Below are 19,334 nucleotides of genomic sequence, written 5' to 3'. Positions count from 1 at the left end.
AACCCACGCGCTTTCAAGGGGCGCCCACGGTGCTTTCATTGAAATCCGGAGCGCGAGTGTTCGTTAGCCGGAACAGGCCCAGATAGCTCAGTTGGTAGAGCAGCGGACTGAAAATCCGCGTGTCGGTGGTTCGAATCCGCCTCTGGGCACCATTCCCCCTTCTCCCGACATTCCTTTTCGCCGAACCTTCTACGCTGCAGTTTCTGCAAGCCCCTGGAATTGTTGATCTTTTGCAGTCGCATTGCGCAATTAAGCGGGACAGGGAGCGCTTAGGGCGCATTTGGTCCAACGGGGCGGGGGGATGGTATTTCCGTTGGTATTGGACATCCTGATGGTATCCAAACAGCCAAGGGAGACCTGACGAATGCCCCTCTCCGACGTGAAATGTCGAAACGCCCGCCCTGCTTCCAAACTCGTGAAATTGTCTGACGGGGGCGGGCTGCAGCTATGGGTACAGCCCACGGGCTCTCGCCTCTGGCGGCTCGCCTACCGCTTTGACGGCAAGCAGAAACTGCTCGCGCTGGGCAGCTATCCCCTTATCTCTCTCGCCGAGGCACGGGAGGCGCGCGATGATGCTAAAAGGCTCCTGCTAGCTGGCGTCGACCCTGGAAAGGAACGCAGCTTGCGGAAGGCCGATTCGGCAAAGGACTCCTTTCGCTCAATCGCGGAGGAATATGTCGACAAGCTAAAGAAGGAGGGACGTGCCGACCGGACGATCAGCAAGGTCAAATGGCTGCTCGATTTTGCCTACCCGATAATCGGCGACAAGTGCATTCGGGAGATCGATACGGCCAGCATCCTTACCGCCCTCCGTCGCGTCGAGGTTCGCGGCCGATATGAGTCGGCCAGGCGACTGCGCTCCACCATCGGCAGCGTGTTTCGATACGCGATCGCGACCGCACGCGCCGAGACAGATCCGACCTTCGCCCTCAGAGGCGCACTCATCAGTCCGAAGGTAACGTCTCGCGCCGCGATTACCGATCCGAAGGCCTTGGGCGGTTTGCTGAGGGCGATCCATGCATTTGACGGACAGCCTACAACCCGAGCCGGTCTGAAGCTGATAGCGCTGCTGTTTCCCCGCCCCGGCGAGCTTCGCGCCGCTGAATGGGAAGAGTTCGATTTTGAAAGCTCGGTGTGGACGATCCCTGAAGCACGCATGAAAATGCGACGGCCGCACCGCATACCCCTATCAAAGCAAGCGATCAGCGTCCTGACTTCACTGAGAGGAATCTCTGGTGATGGATCGCTGCTGTTTCCCAGTGTTCGATCGGCTTCGCGTCCGATTTCCGACAATACGCTTAACGCCGCACTGCGTCGTATGGGTTATAGCAAGGAAGAAGCTACCGCGCATGGTTTTCGAGCAACGGCATCAACTCTGCTGAACGAATGCGGCAAGTGGCATCCGGACGCGATAGAGCGGCAGCTGGCCCACATTGAGAACAACGACGTTCGGCGCGCCTACGCCCGGGCAGAGCATTGGGACGAGCGCGTCAAGATGATGCAGTGGTGGGCCGATTATCTGGATGAACTCAAGAGCAAAAACCTGCGGGTGATCTCAATCGAGGGACGCCGCAAGCCTGCTGTCCACACACCAACGCGACCATCCACTTTGAACCCAACAGCGGCCGTTCATCAAACGCCGATACAAATCTCCAACCGCCGGAAATCATACTGACCGTCGAAAAACGCCACAACTCGACGCCAAATCGTAGGCCCGCATTGTCAGATTTCCTGGAGAGAAAGTTGACCGCGTTCGGCGGGAAGCTGCCGTTCTGCAGCCGACCCCATTTCCGTCATTCAAGCTGCCGATGGCCGGTTCCGAAACCGGCCATCTACCCGGCCCGGAGCCGGGGCGCTATTAGAGCGAGAATCCCGTGGGCAGTGTGCGGTCCGTCCATTTCGCCGGCTAGTCCGTGGATCCGCTATCCCCGCCCGACTTTAACCTCCACAACCTTCCTCTCCATAGATCCGGGACAAGCCCTTGATGCGCGTCGCGATCGCGTCGATGAGACGACCAACGATCTCATGGATGATCCCCTCCTGGCGAAGCTCTTGGGCGCACTCCGATGCGATATCGGGCATCACCGCGAGCTGATGGCGGATCGTCCGCACCGTGTACTCGCTGCCAACCTTTGCTGAGGACGCACAGCGCCCCCAGTGGCGCGGCATGATCTCCTCGATGGGATAGACTCTGTCGATCTTCATCGCCAGTTTAAGGTCGCGCATCTCAGATTGGATCTCTCCCCCGAGGTGCGGCAGAATGGACGAGATGTCGTAGAGCGGAGCTAGGCGGGCCTCGCCCTGGGCACCGAGCAGCATCGAGTAGTTCTTTGCGTGCGCGTCCGTGCCGGCGATGATCCAGTTGAAGACGTTCGCGGCCATGAAGATCTGACGGTCTTGGACGGGGTCGAGGGAGGCCGACAGCACCTTTCTGGAGATCGTCGTGATACCTGGCCCACCCTGGTTCTCGTACTTGAGCGTCGGCATCACCGACAGGGCCTGGCACATGTCCTCCTGATGGATGCGGATGGTCTTGCCGTCGATGTTGCGGCGGTCGTAGCGCTCGATAACGATCGCCTTTTCGCCTGCGAAGTCGAGAACCTGGCTATGTGCAGCGTCCATGCCGAGCTTGGATGCAAGCTGCAGGCAGAAATGCTCGTTCTCGGTATGCCCGTGCAAGTGCGGCAAAGGCGGCTTGAAGATGTGTGTCGTGGGCGTGTCGCCTAGAGGGATCCCCCAGCGATTGCTGCCCTTGTCGAAATGGAACGCCGTCTTTGCCTGCGCACCAGCGAGACTGAACTGACCAGGATCGCCGATTTGCCGGGTCGCTGCACCATCCTTGCGCAGGTCGCGCAGGCGGTCGCCGATCTGCGCCTCGGTGAGCAACTCCACGTTCTCGCCGCGGGAAACCTGGTCGCCACGACGAAGGAACTGGACGGCGCCGGCGCAGTCGCGGCCGACATTCTTGAGCAGGGCAAACGGGTTTCGCGCGGAGACCTGGAACCTCTGCGCCCATCTGGCGAGGGTCTGCTCATTATCCGGCAGCAGACCCCAGAGGAATGCCTCGACGACCTTGCCCTCGTAGGTCCTGGTGATCGTCGGCATGGACAGGGAGAGCGGGATCGCCACCCGGCCCTCCATCCATGCCTCGTGATAGGAGAACGAAAGCTTGCCGCCCTGCAGGTGGTGGAGCCACCCAACCGGTCTGCCAGCGATATAGACGTCGAGGGTGTCGATGGGGTTCACCATGATCATCGTCACCTAGAGCTTGTAGGGAATCTCGTCGTCGTCATCGTCGACATGCCGTTCATCGGCATTATGATGATGATCAGCAGCCGACGTCGGCGCCGGCGGGATCTGAAAGTCCAGCTCCACACCAAGCGTGGTCAGCGCCAGCAGCACGTTGCCGATCTCGGCGCTGGGCTTGCCGTTCTCGATCCACGACACCCACGTCTGCGTGGTGTTGATCATCTTGGCCAAGGCAGCCTGGGACAGGCCGCGCCGGGTGCGGGCCTCCTTGATCAGGATACCAATGTCGCGAGCTGTTCTGATCTTCATGGCTATACGATTCTGCATGAGCTAGCCCGATATAGGACCGTATATGACGGGTGTCAATATACGTTTGTATATCAATTACCGCTATATAGGCTGCCATATCGGCAGTCCCCATATACGAGCCGATATAAACCTATTGCGCCATGCAAACATTTTCGGCATGTGCGATCAAACCTTTCGACACGGTACCAAGACCGCGCGCTCGTCGAGAACTGGAACGACGTTGTTGGTGCCGTGACCGGACTGTCTGCTGTTGGGCAGCACTGAGCGGGTAGCTGCCATTCGGCAGCCGACGCAGTTCCAGCGTTTGCAGGATCTGAAGGCTAAGATGCCGAATGTCGAGAAAATCCTTCGCAGGAATTTTTACGGATGGTTCGTGCGGTCGGAACGGGGGCCTGCGACATCGCTCTCGCAGGACATCCCGCGTTTGAAAACTTGAAGAATCAGGGCTGAGCGTCGCCTCGCCTCTTGATCATACGTCGATCTTCATCTCGAATCCTTCGCCGAAGAAGCATTCGTGGCCGAAGGCATCGCGCATGGCCTGTGAATCCCAGACCTCAGTATATGGTGTCCGATAGTTGAAATAAAAATGCAGTTCCTTTGGACCGTATTGGATCAGCCTAGCGACCGCTTCCGGGTTCGGGTGTCGGTTTCGAGCGCCACTGGTCGAAATCGCGATGCGCTTAGCTGCCATGGCCCTTACCAGCGGGATGGTCGTGTTCGCCTTGCTTCCGTGATGCGAGAGCTTCACCAGGTGAAGCTCCTCGGTGTCGAGCTTCCGCAACCCTTCCAAGAGATCCGACGGGTGGGCATCCGCAGCCAACAGGACTCGTCGGCCCTCGAATTCGGCGACGAATGCAATGCTCGATCCGTTCGGGACGGTTCTGTCCTCCACATCCGGCGCGTCCGCCAGCGCCGCGACGTTTCCAGGGACGGTCGCGAGCTTCGGGCCAAGGATCTCAAGCCCGGCTGCGACTGGATCGGGATCGACAGGCAGGGTCTTGGACTGACGATACTCGATCCAGTCCGAGCGTAGCCGGGATAGCGCTTTCATCGTCGGTGTCAGGAGGGTTATCTTCATCCCGCCTACTACGTTAATAACTGGCAGTTTCGCTTCGCGGATTGCCACCGCCTTGCCATTGAAGTCGGCATTCCAGGGCCATGCTCGTTTAAGAAGACCGTCCGAGAAGGCGTCTCCTTGTCTGGGCCCCAAGATTTCCAGATCCGATAGTTGGTCGAAACCGTTGAACCAGACCTGCGCCACGGATCCTGGCAGGTCAGGATCCTCGATCAGAGGCAGTAGTCCTTCGATGTGGTCGGCGTCGATGTGACTGAGGACGAGGAGATCGATGCGTTCACCGCGCCCGTGTATATCCTTCAGCGCCAGGACGATCGATGCGGCGTAGGTGGACCCACGTCCACCATCGATCAGGATATGATGCTGTCGATCCTCCGTCCCGTAATCCAGAAGAAGACAGTCGCCGTCATCGGCAGGCAGCATCCTGACGCGGAACATGACATCCCTTTCAATGACGTGGGAACTGAAGTGTCGTGAAGGCCTCGCTGATCTCGCATCGAGAACTCATAGAGCGGACGCGGCCCAACATCTGCTTTGCTTCGGCATCGTCAGCCGAGAAGATCGTGAAGATGTCGCGCAGGTGACTGAACCCGACAGTGAAGAACGGCAGCCCGCGGTTAAAGGCTTCCTTGGCAAGTTGAAGGATTTCGGACCGCGTATCGCTGGAGACCGGGCCATCCATCAGCGTGCAGGCTCGGATGATCGCACCGTCCGGCATCCACGGAAAGAAATTCATCAAGTTAGGCGCCCAGTTCCGCCAGTGTTCGATCTGCTTCCTGTCCGCCGTCGCCAGGCTCACATAGGCGGCCGCGCATGCCGCCAGGGGATTGGAACGCTTGTCCCGGATGGCATGAACGATCGTATTGTCATCCGAGAACATTGCGACCGATGCCGCTGCGGCCGAAAGCCTGCCCGCTTTGAGATACTCGAGCAACGCATCCAGTCTGGAGTCGCGTACGGTGACGCCGAGATGATTACTTACCCGCTCGAACCTGACTTCAACCGAAGCCCCGGGAGATTGGGTCGCGCCGGCCAACCAGGCCAGCGGCAGAACTCCGAGGCTCTCCCCGCGATCGTGACGCACACGAACCCACCAACGTTCGAACTGCGACCCGAAGTAGTCATGGCCGTCGCCGGCACTGATGGACAAGGCATTGGTGCCAGCATCGAAACTCACGTCCAAGCCGTGCCCGATTTCTCCGTCAACTTCGACAATGCGGTCATGTACGTCGGTCCAGGACACGAAGGACGGGGTTTCTGTGCATATATCCAACGTCTCCATCGGTTCGTCGTCGAATCCGGAAGTGAACGCGGGCTGCAACTCGAAGGGGTCGTACTCTTTGCTGAGATCTACCCTGTACATTCCGAGGCGGTGCCGGGTGTCGGCGGTCGCGCGCGACATTGGCGGCCTCAATTCCACCGGAGTTTCGGAGGCTTCTTCCACGTTTGCCCTGCATTGCAGGATTTGTCCGGATGGGAGCCAGGCCTGTAGCCTGTAGGTTCCCGCATCGACTTCAACGGAGAGGCCGTGAGGAGACGTAGGGACGAGGACTGACCAAGCGGTCGCTTCGCCATCGCTTTCGGAGACCGCTCTCTCGATCCGGACAGCGATACCCGACGGCAAATCCCGGATGCCTTCACCACGGGCGAAGTAGAGTTTCAACGTGCCCTTCATGGCACGGCCCCGGCTTGTATCGTCAGGGTGTAGACCGTCTCCGGCGGAGCGACCATCACCACTTCGGCTGCGTGATTGTAGGCAGCACCCTGCTTGAAGGCGGCTGCGACCATGTGCTCGCGCAGAGGCACGACACACGACCATTCCTCGATCGGATTCGCGGGATCGTGGGTCAAGCTCGCCGAGATGCCCGTCGCACAGCGCGCCTCCATGTTGTCCAGGTGTCCCCAGGCTTCGGCGAGATCGAGAGAGATATGGAGCGGTACGTCCACTTTCGCGGGCTTGGAAATCTTGAAGAACTGGCCACGCGATCTCTCCGGGACCTGTATCACGGAGTGCTTTTGCGCGGCCCGTGACACATATGCTCCCAACGCCTGTTCCAGGCCACTCGTGCCAACATGCCATTGCAGATGAGGTTGCGCACCTCCGCCGCGCAGAGCGCGAAGCAACGCTTCGGTGAACAGACTAACCCCATCCGTCGCCCCATAAGCCACGGCGAATTCGGTGGAAGCATGATGGACGCTTTGGAGAGCCAGCTTTCGCCCGGTTCCGGTTGGGTCAACGGCGGAAACCAGCCCTACACCCCGGTGCTCGCCGGCGAGTTCGACGGATGTCTTCTCCGTTGTCCGGCAGGCGTCGATAAGGAACAGCTGCTTTCCGGGGACCATCGTTCGCATTCCACCGAGGAAGTCTTCAAGATTTACGGAAGTCGCGTATTTATCGAATGACCGGGCCCCGAAATCCTGGAGGAAAAGCAGGGGGTCCGATGAAGATACACCATGCCCTGCGAAGAAGAATACCACCATATTGTCAGGAGACTTCGCAGAACGGCCGAGCCAGCCGTCGATCGCAGCGGTGACGCTCCCGATCGTCGCGGTCGGAGGTACCTTCGGCTCGCTCAGGTTCCCGGGAAAGCTGAACGGCGTAGGCGAAGGATCCGAGATCAAAAGCGAGAGGCTTTGAAGGGGAGTGTCGGCGTTCTCGAACTCCGTCAGAAACCATTCGGCGAGGGCGCGCGCCGACTTGGCAGGCGACGCCAGCTGCCCCATGTCGTTGGCGAGGTGCGGTTTCTCGTCGGTGCCTCCCAGCAGATGATCGTAAGCGGAGACGCCGATCAGCAGGACGTGAGTTCCGGGACCGTCTGGCACGGCACCCTCGAATACGAGTGCAGCATCGGTCATGGTCGAGACCATACTTGGGCAGCGCTCATACGTTTGTCGAAACGATGATCGCGTGGGCCGGCACGTTGGCCATCGCCTCAGTGTAAAGGTCGACGTCGGCGTGCGCGGTGCGTAGCGAGATGACTAGGCTGAACGGTGTGGAACGTCGACACTCGGGCGAACTGCGATCAGCCCACCAGCCTTTGACTGGATAGACACATACGCCGCCGCGGACCGCCAGCTCGTGCGCAGGCCCCGTCCATATGTTGTTATGAACGGTACCTATGTCGCTGCGGCGCCAATCCATGAACCAACGACCGTCATCGAGGTTCGGGACCTCAATTTCGTCGTCATCCAGGTCGACGAGTTGATTCAATCGACTTTGTGCAGTTGTGGCAGTGTCGTCGGGCTGGTTGAATTGGAACCGCAGCCTGTGCGACGCGTACCGATCCTTCCTAGCGCGTTTGTCCGCCAAAGGGTCGGGTTCGATGAAATACGATAGGGTGCAGGCAAGCCTGACTTCGGCATTGCCGATCCGTCCGAGTTCACGTTTTGGCCACGGAAGGTCGAAATACTTCATTTCCTTGAGGCCGCATCGACCGTCTCGCGTTTCGAACGGGGTGATTTCGTCTTCAATGACGAGAGTAAGCGAGTTGCTGTCGCTTTCCTGAATGTGCCGCTCGTCCGGAACTCCCCAGCCGAACGTGTCGAGTACCCGCTTGCGATCTTCGGAGCCGCCCTCTGCCTGCCGTTGCATCGCTGGTGTCCAAGACGCGCCGTTCACGATCAGGCCTCGGACGCTTTCCGATCGCATTTGAGGATATCGGGAAAGTACACGGGTCGCGAGACCGGCGATCCCGGCTGTCGCTGCACTGGTTTCGCCTGTGAGATCCAACTCCTGCCCGGCTGCCCGACCCGTCGTCAAAACGCGTGTGTCGGCGGAACCACGCGACGTCTTCTTGCCGGGATCGAAAATGTGGTTGCCACCTTCGAAAACCACGTCCGGCTTGTTGGAGGTGCGGTACTTGTTGTCCCACTTCTGGCTGGTGCGCGAGACCGGGCAAAGATCGCCCTTGGGCGCAACCGGCGTGCCGACGCTGATGTCCTTGTCGGTATAGGCGCCTACCGACAACGCATTGACTGCCTGCCCGGGAGATTGAACCGGGAAATCCGCGTTGCGCCCGCCGTAATGAACTACCTGATAAGGCGTCTCCCGGCTCACGGGAACATTGCCGGCCGCCACGCAGAAAAGCCTCGACCGAACTCCGTCGTTCCATGCCAGCTGGTCGACGGCAGCCGAAGTGGCGCTCTGCCGTCCGCTCTCGTCTTCGCCAGGAATTGTCGCCGACAGCGAGAAGACACGCTCCACTCCGGAATCACGCTCCACCAGTTTGACTGCCTCCTGGATCGCGTCGCGCGGAACGATCAGGTTCGTGGAAGACAACGGTCGGAAAACCTTGACGGACTCCAACGCGGTCGTCAGGATGATCGGCGCGCGAGAGGTAGCAGCCGCCTCGAGGTTCGGGAATAATGCCACACCCGCCATCGCGGTGCCGTGGCCGCTGTTGTCGTCCGTTCCCCAATCCACATCCACGGTTTTGAGGTTGGCCCGAGATATCGAGGCTCGCAGCAACGGGTTGGCTGCATATACGCCCGAGTCGAGGATTACGGTGCGAGGCGCGCCGGCTGGGGCGGGAACGATCCGTTGAGCGACCGCATTCGAAATAGCATTGCGTGCGTCGCCGTCCACGCGTCGGTAATCGTGCACGAAATCGGACGAGGGACGGAACTCGATGACAGCTCCCGTGCAATCCAGCAGTGCCTGCATCTGGACCGCGTTCAGGGTCATGTCGACGACGATGCTGTCCGTGAACTTTGTAGGATTCCCGATGATGGAAATCCCCAGCCGCTCTGCCACCCTATAAAAGTAAGCCGCCCTGTCGGAACGGATCCAGGTTTCGACGGACTCGGACTTCCTCTTGGGCATGTCGTCGATAGGTCCGCTCCAGATGTCTTCCAGCGAAGCAGGCTTGAATTCCGACGTGCTTTCGAACAACTGAAAGCGTGCAGGTTTCTTGGTTGAGCTGACGTTCGAACGGCGCTCTTCAAAAGCTGAGTACGCGTCGATCTGGTTCGAAATCGTCTCCAGGCTGTTCCTTGTCACGAACAGTTTCGCTGACGCAGGCTCGTCATCGTGGGCGGCCGAGACGGACAGCAGGCTAACGCCAGGGCTGGACGCCTTCATTTCGCCGATCCATAGCTTCTGTGTTCCGAACCCTGTGGCGGTGATCACCACTCCCTGCTTGTTCTTGGGGATTCCGGCTTCTTCCTGCGCGGGAGTATGCTCCGCAAGACGGTCCGCTATCTTTGCGAAATTCGCTTTCAGGGCACCGGCATGGCCCGCCCTATCCGGAATAGTCGCCGGATCTCTCTTTGTTCGTCCGCTACGATGAGGCCGAAACGGAGTAGCAGCCAAGGTAAGGTTTCGTAGATGAAGATGAGGCTGAAGCGGCATCTATATCCTAATCCTTGGAGTGATTCCCTGCCTCACGAATACACCTGATGCCACCCTTAGTTCGAGTGAATTTGCATCCGTCCCTCAAGCGCCCACACCAATTCTTTGGTCGTAAGCTTTCCGCCGTTTTCGAGCACGGCTTTTCGCGCTGCATCGACAGCGGCCGCCGCGAGATCTGCCTGTGACAGAGCACTGGTATGCTTCTCGATGGATTCCCAATCGACCGAACCCGCATCGAACGCCAGGATGTTGTTTCGAATGACCTGGCGCGCTTCGTCACCCGTGGGCAGCTCGTATCGAAAAGCGCTGTCGAACCGCCGGAAGACGGCGCGATCCAGAAGGGAACTGTGATTGGTCGCTGCGATGATGATGCTGTGCGACTGGTCGCGGTCCACGAGTTGCAGGAACGAATTCAGCAGACGCCGGGCCTCCCCGATGTCGTTCTCGTGCGCCCGACTTGCCGCGATCGCATCGATCTCGTCGAAGAAATAGACGCCCCGAACCCCAGTCATGGATTCAAAGATCAATCGCAGCTTGGACGCGGAGGCACCCATAAACTTGGTGATGACGCCATCGAGTTGAACGGTGAAGAGGGGAAGTCCAAGCTCGGAAGCGATCCCATGAGCGGTCATCGACTTTCCTGTGCCGGGCGGGCCGACGAAAAGAAGTTTGCGGCGCGGCTTCAGGCCGTAAGCTTCGAGTTCGACAAGTCGCTTGTGCTCGTCGACAATGCGGTCGATACCATCACGCAAATCCCGGCGCAGAACGACGTCCGGAAGCAGGATGTCCGGATATGTGACATCGAGGAGTTCGGCGAGATCGCCCCGGGGCTTCGCCAATTGGATCGTGCGCGAGGTCTTTTCGTTACGTGCGGCAATCACGAACTTATGCAGGGACTCTGCGAATTTGCCTCGCCCGGCCTTTTCGGCCTCTAGCGCGATCTGCTCCGCGATCGACAGAAAACGAACGCCATCCCCGGCGATATGGCTCTGAACCATTCCCAATACCTGTCGAGAAGTCGTCATGCGTTACCCCTTCTGCGTTTTGGCTTCGCGCATCAATACATCGAGCTGCTTGAGCAGATCGTTAAGTTTTTGGCTTTCATTACAATCGCCGACGGTGACGCGTCCACCGTCTTCAGCCAACGGGCCACTGCTTCGCGGGATGGCTGCGATACGGCGCCTTCGGATACAAGTCGATGAAGCGTTGATTTGGGAACGCCCGCTGCTGCGCTTACGTCTCTGACCGATAGGCTGCGTTCCCCTGCTGCGCAAGCGACTTCATCGCCTTCCTTGAGCATCGACGGGTAAAGGCCAATAAAACCCTCCCATCCATCGGGGCGGGGATAGGCACGCGGGCGAATTCATCAAGATCGATCTCGACCGAGGGCCAGCGGCACACGGCAGCTAGCCCTGGCCCTCAGCATAGCAAACGCTGCCGGAGATGGCATCTGGCTTCGGACGGGATACATGGATACTGGTTCTCGAAGAGAGACTTCAACAGGGAGAGCTTCGCCTTCGAGCTGCTTCACAACGCGACGCCCAGGACCAGAAATTCCCGAGGAAGATCGGCGCGGGCGCATGGTTCGAAAACTGGGCCGCACCTCGGCATGAGATCACGGAACAGTCGTTCCGGATCCAACTCAGCTGGGGACGAGTTTGTCAAATCCCCGTCGAGGTCGAACATGCCAGGACACAGCGAAAACCTCAGCAAGCGCAAAGGCTGCGGAGTGCTATCGCCCTCCGTTAAAACTTCGACAGACGTAGGAAATGTCGGCTTTCAGGAAGTGATGTGGTCTGTCGCTACGGCCGACATTGTGAAGATGTCCTATGGGGATGGAAGGCGACCCGCGCTCTGCCAGAGTGAAGTTGCCAAACATCACCTGGAGGTCAGCATGCAAGCCAACACCACCAAAGCCCCGGCCGCTATCCGCGTCGATCTTGCCGCAATATTTGTCTCGTTAGAACTGTCTCGTTCAAAATGGCTCGTGACTTCGCTTTCGCCAGGTGGGGGCGAGAGAATGTCGAGACACCTCGTGTCCGGGGGCGACATTCCGGGTTTGCTCGATCACGTCGCAGAGCTGCAACGAAAGGCGGAAGTGCGGACTGGGCAGAGCTTCCGGGTCATATCAATCCAGGAAGCTGGTCTGGATGGATTCTGGATACACCGGGTCCTCGAACGCGAAGGCATCGAGAGCTATGTCGTCGACCCGGCATCCATTGCCACATCGCGTCGCCGTCGACGGGCCAAGACCGACAGGATCGACGGGGAAGCACTGGTTCGAGCGTTGTTGGCCTACAACCGCGGCGAGCCTCGGGTTTGCGCGATGTTGCGAGTGCCAACGCCGGAGGAGGAAGACCGTCGCCGGTTGGTGCGGGAGCGGAAGGCGCTGACGAACGAGCGGATCAGCCACGTCAACAGGATAAAGGGCCTTTTGTTCAGCCAAGGTGTGTCCGGATACGAACCACTGAAAGAAGATCGACGCAAAGCTGACGAAGCGGTGATATCGGTGCATTGGTCGGCAGGGTAGCCATGGCGAGTTCCTCTCGTTGAAGGAAACTCCATGGTCTGGTCAGGCAGTTAGGCACTCAAAGCCGAGGATTGCCATACTGCATTGCCAACCGCGCCTTCCCGCGAAGCGGGTCGTCTAATCGCCCGACCGTCAAGGGGGTAGATGCAAGCAGTCGTCCTTTTTGCCGATGGTCGTTCGTATGCCGGGTACAGGGTCGTCTACGCGGTCGATGCAAAGTTGATCGCCGCAGGATGAGTTTCGCAGGTGAGATCTTCGTATGTTCGTTACGCACTCTGCTAACGAGGCAGTTGCTTCCCGCTTCGCGGAATGATCTCAGCCACGTCCCGGCAGGGACGGCTCGGTGCGTCCTGTAAGAACGCTGTTGGTGGAATGGTATGGCGGAATTGTCGCAGGCCAGCGACCGAGGTATCAGACAGCGGCTTGCGTTCCTCCGTGCGGATCAAACAGCTCGCCCGTCCGGAGCATCGCATGCATGATCACTGCCAGCTTGCGCGCCAGGGCCACGGCCGCTCGCTTGAAGCCGAGCCGTTCTGTCAGCTCCAACGCCCAGGTTCGCAGGGTGCTGGTATCCGTCGACCGGTTCAGGATGACCGCGGCCGCCTCGTATAGCAGTCCGCGCAACTGATTGTCGCCACGGCGCGAGATATGGCCGTCATTATCGACCTCGCCGGACTGGTAGCGCCTCGGAGTCAGGCCCACCCATGCACCCACGGCGCGCGAGTTCCTGAAGTTCGCCGGATCCTCCACGGCCGCGGTAAAGGCGGTGGCTGTGACGGTGCCTACGCCGGGCACTGACATGAGCAGACGGCAGTGCTGGTCCTCACGCGCCATAGCGGCCAGCTGCTTGCTCAGCTCGGCTGTTTGAATTCGCATATCACTCCACGCCTGAAGCATCGGTGCAACGATGCGTGCCAGCCTGTCTTCCCCTGCAGAAGGTCGCGAACGTTGCGCTCGAACACGCTGCCGGCGCCCTTGGGCACGACGAGGCCGAACGTCTTCATCAACCCACGGATCTGGTTGGATATCTGCAAACGCATCTTAAGAAGCTGGCGCCGCGCGGTGATCAGCGTGCGGATCAGCATGCTGTCGAAACCTTTGACCCGAACCTCTCGGTAGAAGCCGACCTCGGCCAGATGTGCCAGGCCATCGGCGTCGTTCGCATCGGTCTTGTTCGCGGCCATGTCGAGCGCGGCCTTGGCATGCCGCGCGTCGATGCAGATCACCGGCAGCCCCTCTGCCGTCAGCGCATGGTAGAACCACACCGACAGCGGCCCCGTTTCGAACACGACCCGCCGGACATGCGGTGCGCGCTTGCGGATCACCGCCGCAAGCAGTTGCGGATCGGACGCGACTTGCCCCGCCAAATCCTCTTGCCGTCCTGCCGGATCGATATTGCCGTCTCTTTCATGGATACGTCGAGACCGATATACTGCTTCATGGCTGTCCTCCGTTCGATGCCTGGGCCCGGTGTCGATCGTGAGCCCGTTCTTCATCCTATCGGGGGACAGCCAGCTGGCTAGAGTTCCTAACATCGCCGCCACAGCTTTGGTGGCCACCGCTCCCGCGATTACTTCATGTTCGTGCATTGGGCGCAAAGCGGACGCGAAGGCCGGCGCTTGGAATGTCGATTAGACTAGCTAAGGTAAAACATCGAACGGCACGGTATGTCAGCAACGCATCAAATAAAGTCCAATCTCATCCGAGATTATGAATTGCTACGCCAGGCACAACAGTCTTGGCGATCTCGCACAGGTGCTGATGATGCGTGAGGTAGATTACTTGACCGGCACTCGCAATCTCTCCAAACAACCGGAAAACCTCCTCTGACCGGAAATGGTCGAAGGTTTCCATGATGTCGTCGGCAATGAAGGGCACGGAGGGCCGAAACTGAGCGAACTCGTAATATCCTGCAAGCCGCAGGGCCAGATAAAGCTGAAAACGCGCGCCCTTCGACAGCGCGTCCGCGACCTTGGACTGCCCGTCGCGCTGTAATGCGATGAGCACTTCGCCACCCTTGACCGGTTGGGTTGTCAGGCCTGAGTACTGGCCGCGCGTCATAAGCGCGAAAGCGTCGGATGCCCGCGCCATCATTCCGGATCGATGGCGCTCCCGATAGACGCGCAGAGCGTTCCCGGCGGCCATGACGCCCAATTTCAGCTCGATGTAGCGGATGGCCTTTTCTTGGATCTCCAGAAGGACGGTGCGTCGATCGGCATCTATGCGGGCAACAGCGCTGTCGCCGCCGATATCGTCCAGCTTGTCGGCCGCTCGCGTCTGCCGAATGAGTTGTTGCTGTATCGCTCCGTCAAGATTCCGAAGCCTTTGCTCGCCTTCAGCCTTCTCGATGGCCAGGCTATTCAGATCGAGAACATCCAAAATCGAACGCGCCTGCTCGAACCCTTCCACCGCGAGCTCGGCCGACACCTGTTCCTCGAGTTCGGCGACCGTAGCGCGCAGGCGATCCCTGTTGCGCAGGAGTTCGTCGCGTTGCACGACGTCCGCCAGCGTGGCCACGCCAAAGACGCTCAGAACCTCGCTCTTGCGGCGCTCATGTGCCGAAATCTCCCCATCGAGGATCTCACGCGCTTCATGCAGGCGCTGCAGGTCGTTGACGAGATTTGCCTTCGCCTCGCGCGTACGATCGGCACGCTCCAGGCGCTCGGCAAGCCGGATCGCTAGCTGTTCCGGTTCTTCGTTGTCCGCCACGTCGCCCGCCTCGGCTGCAACGGCATTGACCTCGACCAGGAAATTTTCTCTGTCCGCCTCCATCTTCTCGATGCGGAGCTGCATGGCGTGCCGGTCTTGAAGACTCTTGGACAGTTCAGCCAATTGATCGAGGACGCTGCCGACGCCGGCCGCCGATATGCCGCTCTCGAGCCAGGTGCCCTTGAGCGCTTCGGCAACGCCGGCCAGCCATTCGTCCTCACGTCGCTCTGAAACGTCGACGGCTCGCTGCCTGGCGGCAAGATCCTCGTGCCGTGTGCTAACCGTTTTGAGCGTCTCGGTACGCTCGGCGTCCACCTTGAATTGCCTGTCAAGGAACAACTCTGCCACGGCCATGACCGTCTCAAGGCTGTCGGCGGGATCTGAACCAACGCCGACACTCGCCAGAGCCCCGCTCAGCTCCAGGCGTATTTGGTCCCTCTCATCAACCGCCCGCTCGGCCTTCTTGCGGGCAAGCTCGATCTCGTCCCAGGTCACGAGCGCTGCGATCCGGGCAGCAATGCGATTCTCGATCAGCTCAATCAGTCGTTCGGAGGAAATTTCCAGGCACTCTCCGAATAGCTCTCTTGCCGCTGCGCGAATTTCCGAGAGTACGACCTCCCGGTCCGAGCTGTTGCGTGCAAGTTGGGCGCGCGCATGCGCGATGGTGGCAGCGGTTTCAGCGAGGCTGCGGCTTGCCGTGCGAATCTCAACGAGCTCCCGTGCGTTGGCCAGACGGCCTGCTCCGACACTGTCATCTCGAGCCAGTGCTGCCGCGAACTCGTCCGCCGTGTCCCCAGTGAGGTCATCGCGATGCCGTGCCCAGGCCTCTTCCCGGGCGCGACGAATGACGGCGGCGGATTTATCGTCGCTGACATCGACCGAGGAGCGAAGGGCATCCAGCCGCACCGAAAGCAAGTCGTGATTGTCCTGGTGCTCGGCAAGACGTTCGGAAACGACGCCCCTGCTCTTTCCGAGCTCTGCTGCAAGCGCCTTCCATGCGCCAAGCTGTCCAGCATTCGGAATGGCGACCCTGGCCAATGCCTGAGCATCTCCCGACCAGGGATGCAAGCGCGCGATCGCGGCCTCCCATCGAATTGCGCCGGCATCCACGGCCTCGCGTGCCGCCTTGATTTCCCTCAAGTGCCCACTCGCCCTTGCCGTCGACACAGCCGAGGCCAGTCTTGCCCTGGCAGGCTCGGGCACGGCCCGTTCTTCGCCAACCCGCTCGCGTGCCGCCTGAAGCGCATCAGCGGCTGCCGCAGCCTCGTCGCGCGCGACGCGCACGCTAGTAACGATCCCGGATCGCTGCTCGACCATGGTGCGGACAGCCCCGATGGTTGCAGCAGGCAAGAGCAGTCTGGCAGGTTCTGGCTCGCAGGATCGTCCGAGGGCAGCAAGGCAGCTCGTCACGGCATTGTTGAGGATCTGCAGCTCGGTCCTGCGACTTGGCAGGTCCAGACCGGCCGAGACGTAGCGCACCTTGCGGTCGGCCAGACCGCGAACCCGTTCGGAAATCGCCAGGATCACCGCGTCCACATCGACCGAGGCGATTTTGGTCGTCACCCGCTCGAGCTCGTCCACACTCGCAGATAGCCGTGTTCTCAGACTGGCGTCGGTCTCGATCATGTCGGCGACGCTGCCCGTCCAGGTCCGTGACGGTGAAGCGATCTCAGGCAAGTCAGCCAGTTGGGCTTCCTTACGTCGGATATCGGCAAGGATCGGGATCGCGCGTAGATACTTCGCGATGGTATCGAGCCGAGCCGACAGCACCGACCGTTCGGCGATGCTGCGGTCGTATTTTTCTGTCGCGTCGAGACGCTCGGCTTCAAGGCTCTCATAAGTCGACGCCAAGGTGTCGATCGCGTCCTTACCGGCCTTCAGTTCCGCAAGCCGCTTCTTGAGCAGCGCAAGCTCGGTCCCGTGTGCCTGCTTGCGATAGAGCCTGTCCGCTTCGGCCTCGAGTACGCTCAATGTATCACTTGCGTGCCCGAGGCCGGCGCTGGCCGTAAACAGCAGCTTGCCCAGGTCGCCGCGGGATTCCAGGATTGATTTTCCACCTGCTTCCAGCGTTTCGTCGTCCAGCGAGAACATGGTCTCGTATGCGTCGCGAGACAGCCCCGCGAGATGTGCTGATATCGCCATTTCGCTGACCGGTTGGCCCGTCTCGCTCAGCAATGAGTTGGTGCGCTGTTTCGTGCGTGTGAACGAGTGCTCCGCGCCGCCGAGTTCGACCACACCGCCGATGCGCATTGCGCTGTACTCGTGCAGGAAATTGTAGCGGCTGCGTTCCTCGATTCCGAACAGCAGGTCGAGATACCCGGAAAGCGCCGTCGATTTGCCGGCCTCGTTCAGGCCGAAGACAATATGCAGGTCGGGTCCGGATTCCGGTTTCTGCCCGAAGTCGATCGTCCTGTCGGTGAACTTGCCGTAACGGATGAGATCAAGTCGCCGGAGCCTCATTGTGATCCACCGGCCTTGAGGCGGGCGGTGACCAGGTCGGCGCCGTTGGCAAGCATCCTATCGAGGAACAACTCCAGCCCAGCCTCATCCTTTCCGGCGAAATCTCGCCCGTCGGGCGGAAGATCCGCGATCACCTTCTGGACCAACGCCCTCGCCTCGGCACGGAAAGCTTCTGAGCTGGCATCGGCGCGCATGGATTGAGCGAGTTCGAAAATCGGATCAGCGACGCCCTCCGATGTTTCGCCCGCGGATGGAGAGACATTGAGCTCGAGCTTCTCCACCCAGGTGTCCCCCGTGTGTTCCGCGACCTGCTCGGCCTCTGCGAGCAGCAGGTCGCGGTCACGTATCAGCGCCCAGGATAAGGGTGACGCCCCGGTCAAACCGAGACGGACCACAAGATGACGGGATCTGACGGAGGCGCGCACATCTTCGAGCGCGGAGCGCAGCCGCCCGACGACTTCGGACCATTCCACCGTTCCGGTCAGGTCGACGCTCAACCGCTCGAACTGCGCGATACTGGTCAGCCTTTCCTCGATCTCGACGGTGCGATCGTCTCGTATCGTCACCAGGGTGACGGATTTCTCGCCGGCCTCGTTGATGTCCCTGCCCTGTGGAATTCCTGGCATCACCACGGTGCTCGCCCCGGCGTGGACTTGGCGGACATGGATGTGCCCAAGCGCCCAGTAGTCGAAGCCATGGCCATGAAGGTCAGCGACGCTGCAGGGAGCGTAGACGTCGTGGCCCGGCGATCCGGCCAGGCTCGTATGCATGATGCCGACATTGACCGTACCTTCACGCGGAGCTGAATACTTGGGAAGCAGACTGTCCGGCGCCTTGGGGCTGGCAAAGCTCAAGCCATGGAACGCAATGTCGAGCCCGCCCGCTGTCTGCAGCACTGCCTGGGGACGGCCGCCGAAGATCGTGACCGTGTCCGGGAACACCAACTGCTTCGATATCCGCGACATGGCGTCATGATTGCCACGGATCTTGAAAACCTTGATGCCGGCCTGGTGAAGTCGTGTCATCTGTGACGCTAGGAACCGCGCCGTTTTCATCGAGGTCTGATCGCCGTCATAGAGATCGCCGGCAATGACCAGGGTATCGACAAATTCCGCAAGGCAGAGATCCACGATCGAGACAAACGCCTGACGGCTGGCGTCTCCGACGAGTTCGGCAAGGTCGGTGTTTCGCATCGCCAGCGAATGCAGCGGCGAGTCGAGATGGATGTCGGCCGTGTGTACGAATCGAAATGCCATTGCGCGGTCTCCGATCACAAACATACCGATGTTCGATCGTGGTCCGATAGAAGAATTTCAAGGTACGCTGTATTGGCTTTCTATCGCGCCGGATGGAGGTGAAACTGCCGAGCTTGGCGTCCGGCCACAACGGGTGACGGTATCGTTGCCTGCTCCACCACATCATTGCCGAGCATGGGTTCACGCCGCTCGGCTTTCGTTGATCGTCAGTCATGCTTTCGACCGCTCGACCGAAGCCGTTCTTGCATGCCTGCGAGCGACGCCAGTTCGAGCACGATGTGCCAAGGGAGAAACCTGAGGCTTAGGTTCATGGCGTCACAAAAACCACAGTCGGCATGTACTGGACGTTCAAGTGTTGGATACAAGAAATAGTATCGCCTGATCCGGTTGGATATT

The 19,334-nt window shown here is 60.0% G+C and carries 10 protein-coding genes, 1 tRNA gene and 3 pseudogenes; 3 read left to right on the top strand and 11 right to left on the bottom strand.

What is annotated here, in order from left to right; all coding sequences use genetic code 11:
* Positions 1 to 76 precede the first annotated feature (76 nt).
* Both AC3CB8_RS11350 and AC3CB8_RS11345 read left to right on the top strand, forming a co-directional pair.
* Positions 77 to 152, top strand: a tRNA-Phe gene (locus tag AC3CB8_RS11350).
* 212 nt (positions 153 to 364) lie between these two features.
* A complete protein-coding gene (locus tag AC3CB8_RS11345; protein ID WP_352687942.1) occupies positions 365 to 1,675 on the top strand; it encodes a tyrosine-type recombinase/integrase in 1,311 nt (436 codons plus the stop codon).
* A 263-nt stretch (positions 1,676 to 1,938) separates the two neighbouring features.
* Here AC3CB8_RS11345 and AC3CB8_RS11340 read toward each other — a convergent pair whose 3' ends face one another.
* The 8 genes and pseudogenes from AC3CB8_RS11340 to AC3CB8_RS11305 form a co-directional block, all read right to left on the bottom strand.
* Complete coding sequence (locus AC3CB8_RS11340) at positions 1,939 to 3,249, bottom strand: type II toxin-antitoxin system HipA family toxin (RefSeq protein WP_488377308.1); 1,311 nt, start codon at positions 3,247 to 3,249, stop codon at positions 1,939 to 1,941.
* A gap of 12 nt (positions 3,250 to 3,261) precedes the next feature.
* Positions 3,262 to 3,558 carry a helix-turn-helix domain-containing protein gene (locus AC3CB8_RS11335; RefSeq protein ID WP_352576291.1) on the bottom strand — a complete coding sequence of 99 codons (297 nt, stop codon included), beginning with the start codon at positions 3,556 to 3,558 and terminating at the stop codon, positions 3,262 to 3,264.
* Positions 3,559 to 4,027: 469 nt separating this feature from the next.
* The gene (locus AC3CB8_RS11330) at positions 4,028 to 5,071 is read right to left on the bottom strand and encodes a ComEC/Rec2 family competence protein (protein ID WP_352726701.1); all 1,044 of its coding nucleotides are present in this window, start codon (positions 5,069 to 5,071) and stop codon (positions 4,028 to 4,030) included.
* A 10-nt stretch (positions 5,072 to 5,081) separates the two neighbouring features.
* Positions 5,082 to 6,308 carry a hypothetical protein gene (locus AC3CB8_RS11325; protein WP_352687939.1) on the bottom strand — a complete coding sequence of 409 codons (1,227 nt, stop codon included), beginning with the start codon at positions 6,306 to 6,308 and terminating at the stop codon, positions 5,082 to 5,084.
* Complete coding sequence (locus AC3CB8_RS11320) at positions 6,305 to 7,489, bottom strand: caspase family protein (RefSeq protein ID WP_352576285.1); 1,185 nt, start codon at positions 7,487 to 7,489, stop codon at positions 6,305 to 6,307. Before AC3CB8_RS11320 ends, AC3CB8_RS11325 begins: the two co-directional genes overlap by 4 nt.
* A 25-nt stretch (positions 7,490 to 7,514) precedes the next feature.
* The gene (locus AC3CB8_RS11315) at positions 7,515 to 9,761 is read right to left on the bottom strand and encodes a S8 family peptidase (protein ID WP_488377307.1); all 2,247 of its coding nucleotides are present in this window, start codon (positions 9,759 to 9,761) and stop codon (positions 7,515 to 7,517) included.
* 278 nt (positions 9,762 to 10,039) lie between these two features.
* Complete coding sequence (locus AC3CB8_RS11310; RefSeq protein ID WP_352687936.1) at positions 10,040 to 11,008, bottom strand: AAA family ATPase; 969 nt, start codon at positions 11,006 to 11,008, stop codon at positions 10,040 to 10,042.
* A 173-nt stretch (positions 11,009 to 11,181) separates the two neighbouring features.
* A pseudogene (locus tag AC3CB8_RS11305) lies at positions 11,182 to 11,283 on the bottom strand (hypothetical protein); the annotation flags it as partial.
* 594 nt (positions 11,284 to 11,877) lie between these two features.
* Between AC3CB8_RS11305 and AC3CB8_RS11300 the strand changes: the two are divergent.
* Positions 11,878 to 12,471 (top strand): annotated as a pseudogene (locus AC3CB8_RS11300) (IS110 family transposase); the annotation flags it as partial.
* Positions 12,472 to 12,924: 453 nt separating this feature from the next.
* Here AC3CB8_RS11300 and AC3CB8_RS11295 read toward each other — a convergent pair.
* The 3 genes and pseudogenes from AC3CB8_RS11295 to AC3CB8_RS11285 all read right to left on the bottom strand — a co-directional run bounded on the left by AC3CB8_RS11295 (position 12,925) and on the right by AC3CB8_RS11285 (position 18,938).
* A pseudogene (locus tag AC3CB8_RS11295) lies at positions 12,925 to 13,954 on the bottom strand (IS110 family RNA-guided transposase).
* A gap of 257 nt (positions 13,955 to 14,211) precedes the next feature.
* On the bottom strand, positions 14,212 to 17,682 hold the full coding sequence (locus AC3CB8_RS11290; RefSeq protein ID WP_488377306.1) for an ATP-binding protein: 3,471 nt from the start codon (positions 17,680 to 17,682) through the stop codon (positions 14,212 to 14,214).
* Complete coding sequence (locus AC3CB8_RS11285; protein ID WP_352688662.1) at positions 17,679 to 18,938, bottom strand: metallophosphoesterase family protein; 1,260 nt, start codon at positions 18,936 to 18,938, stop codon at positions 17,679 to 17,681. The genes AC3CB8_RS11290 and AC3CB8_RS11285 overlap by 4 nt, the downstream gene beginning before the upstream one ends.
* Positions 18,939 to 19,334: the final 396 nt, after the last annotated feature.

Source organism: Mesorhizobium sp. P160927, assembly GCF_057766385.1.
The sequence above is the reverse complement of the archived record's forward strand: the minus strand, read 5'-3'. Positions and strand labels throughout refer to the sequence as shown.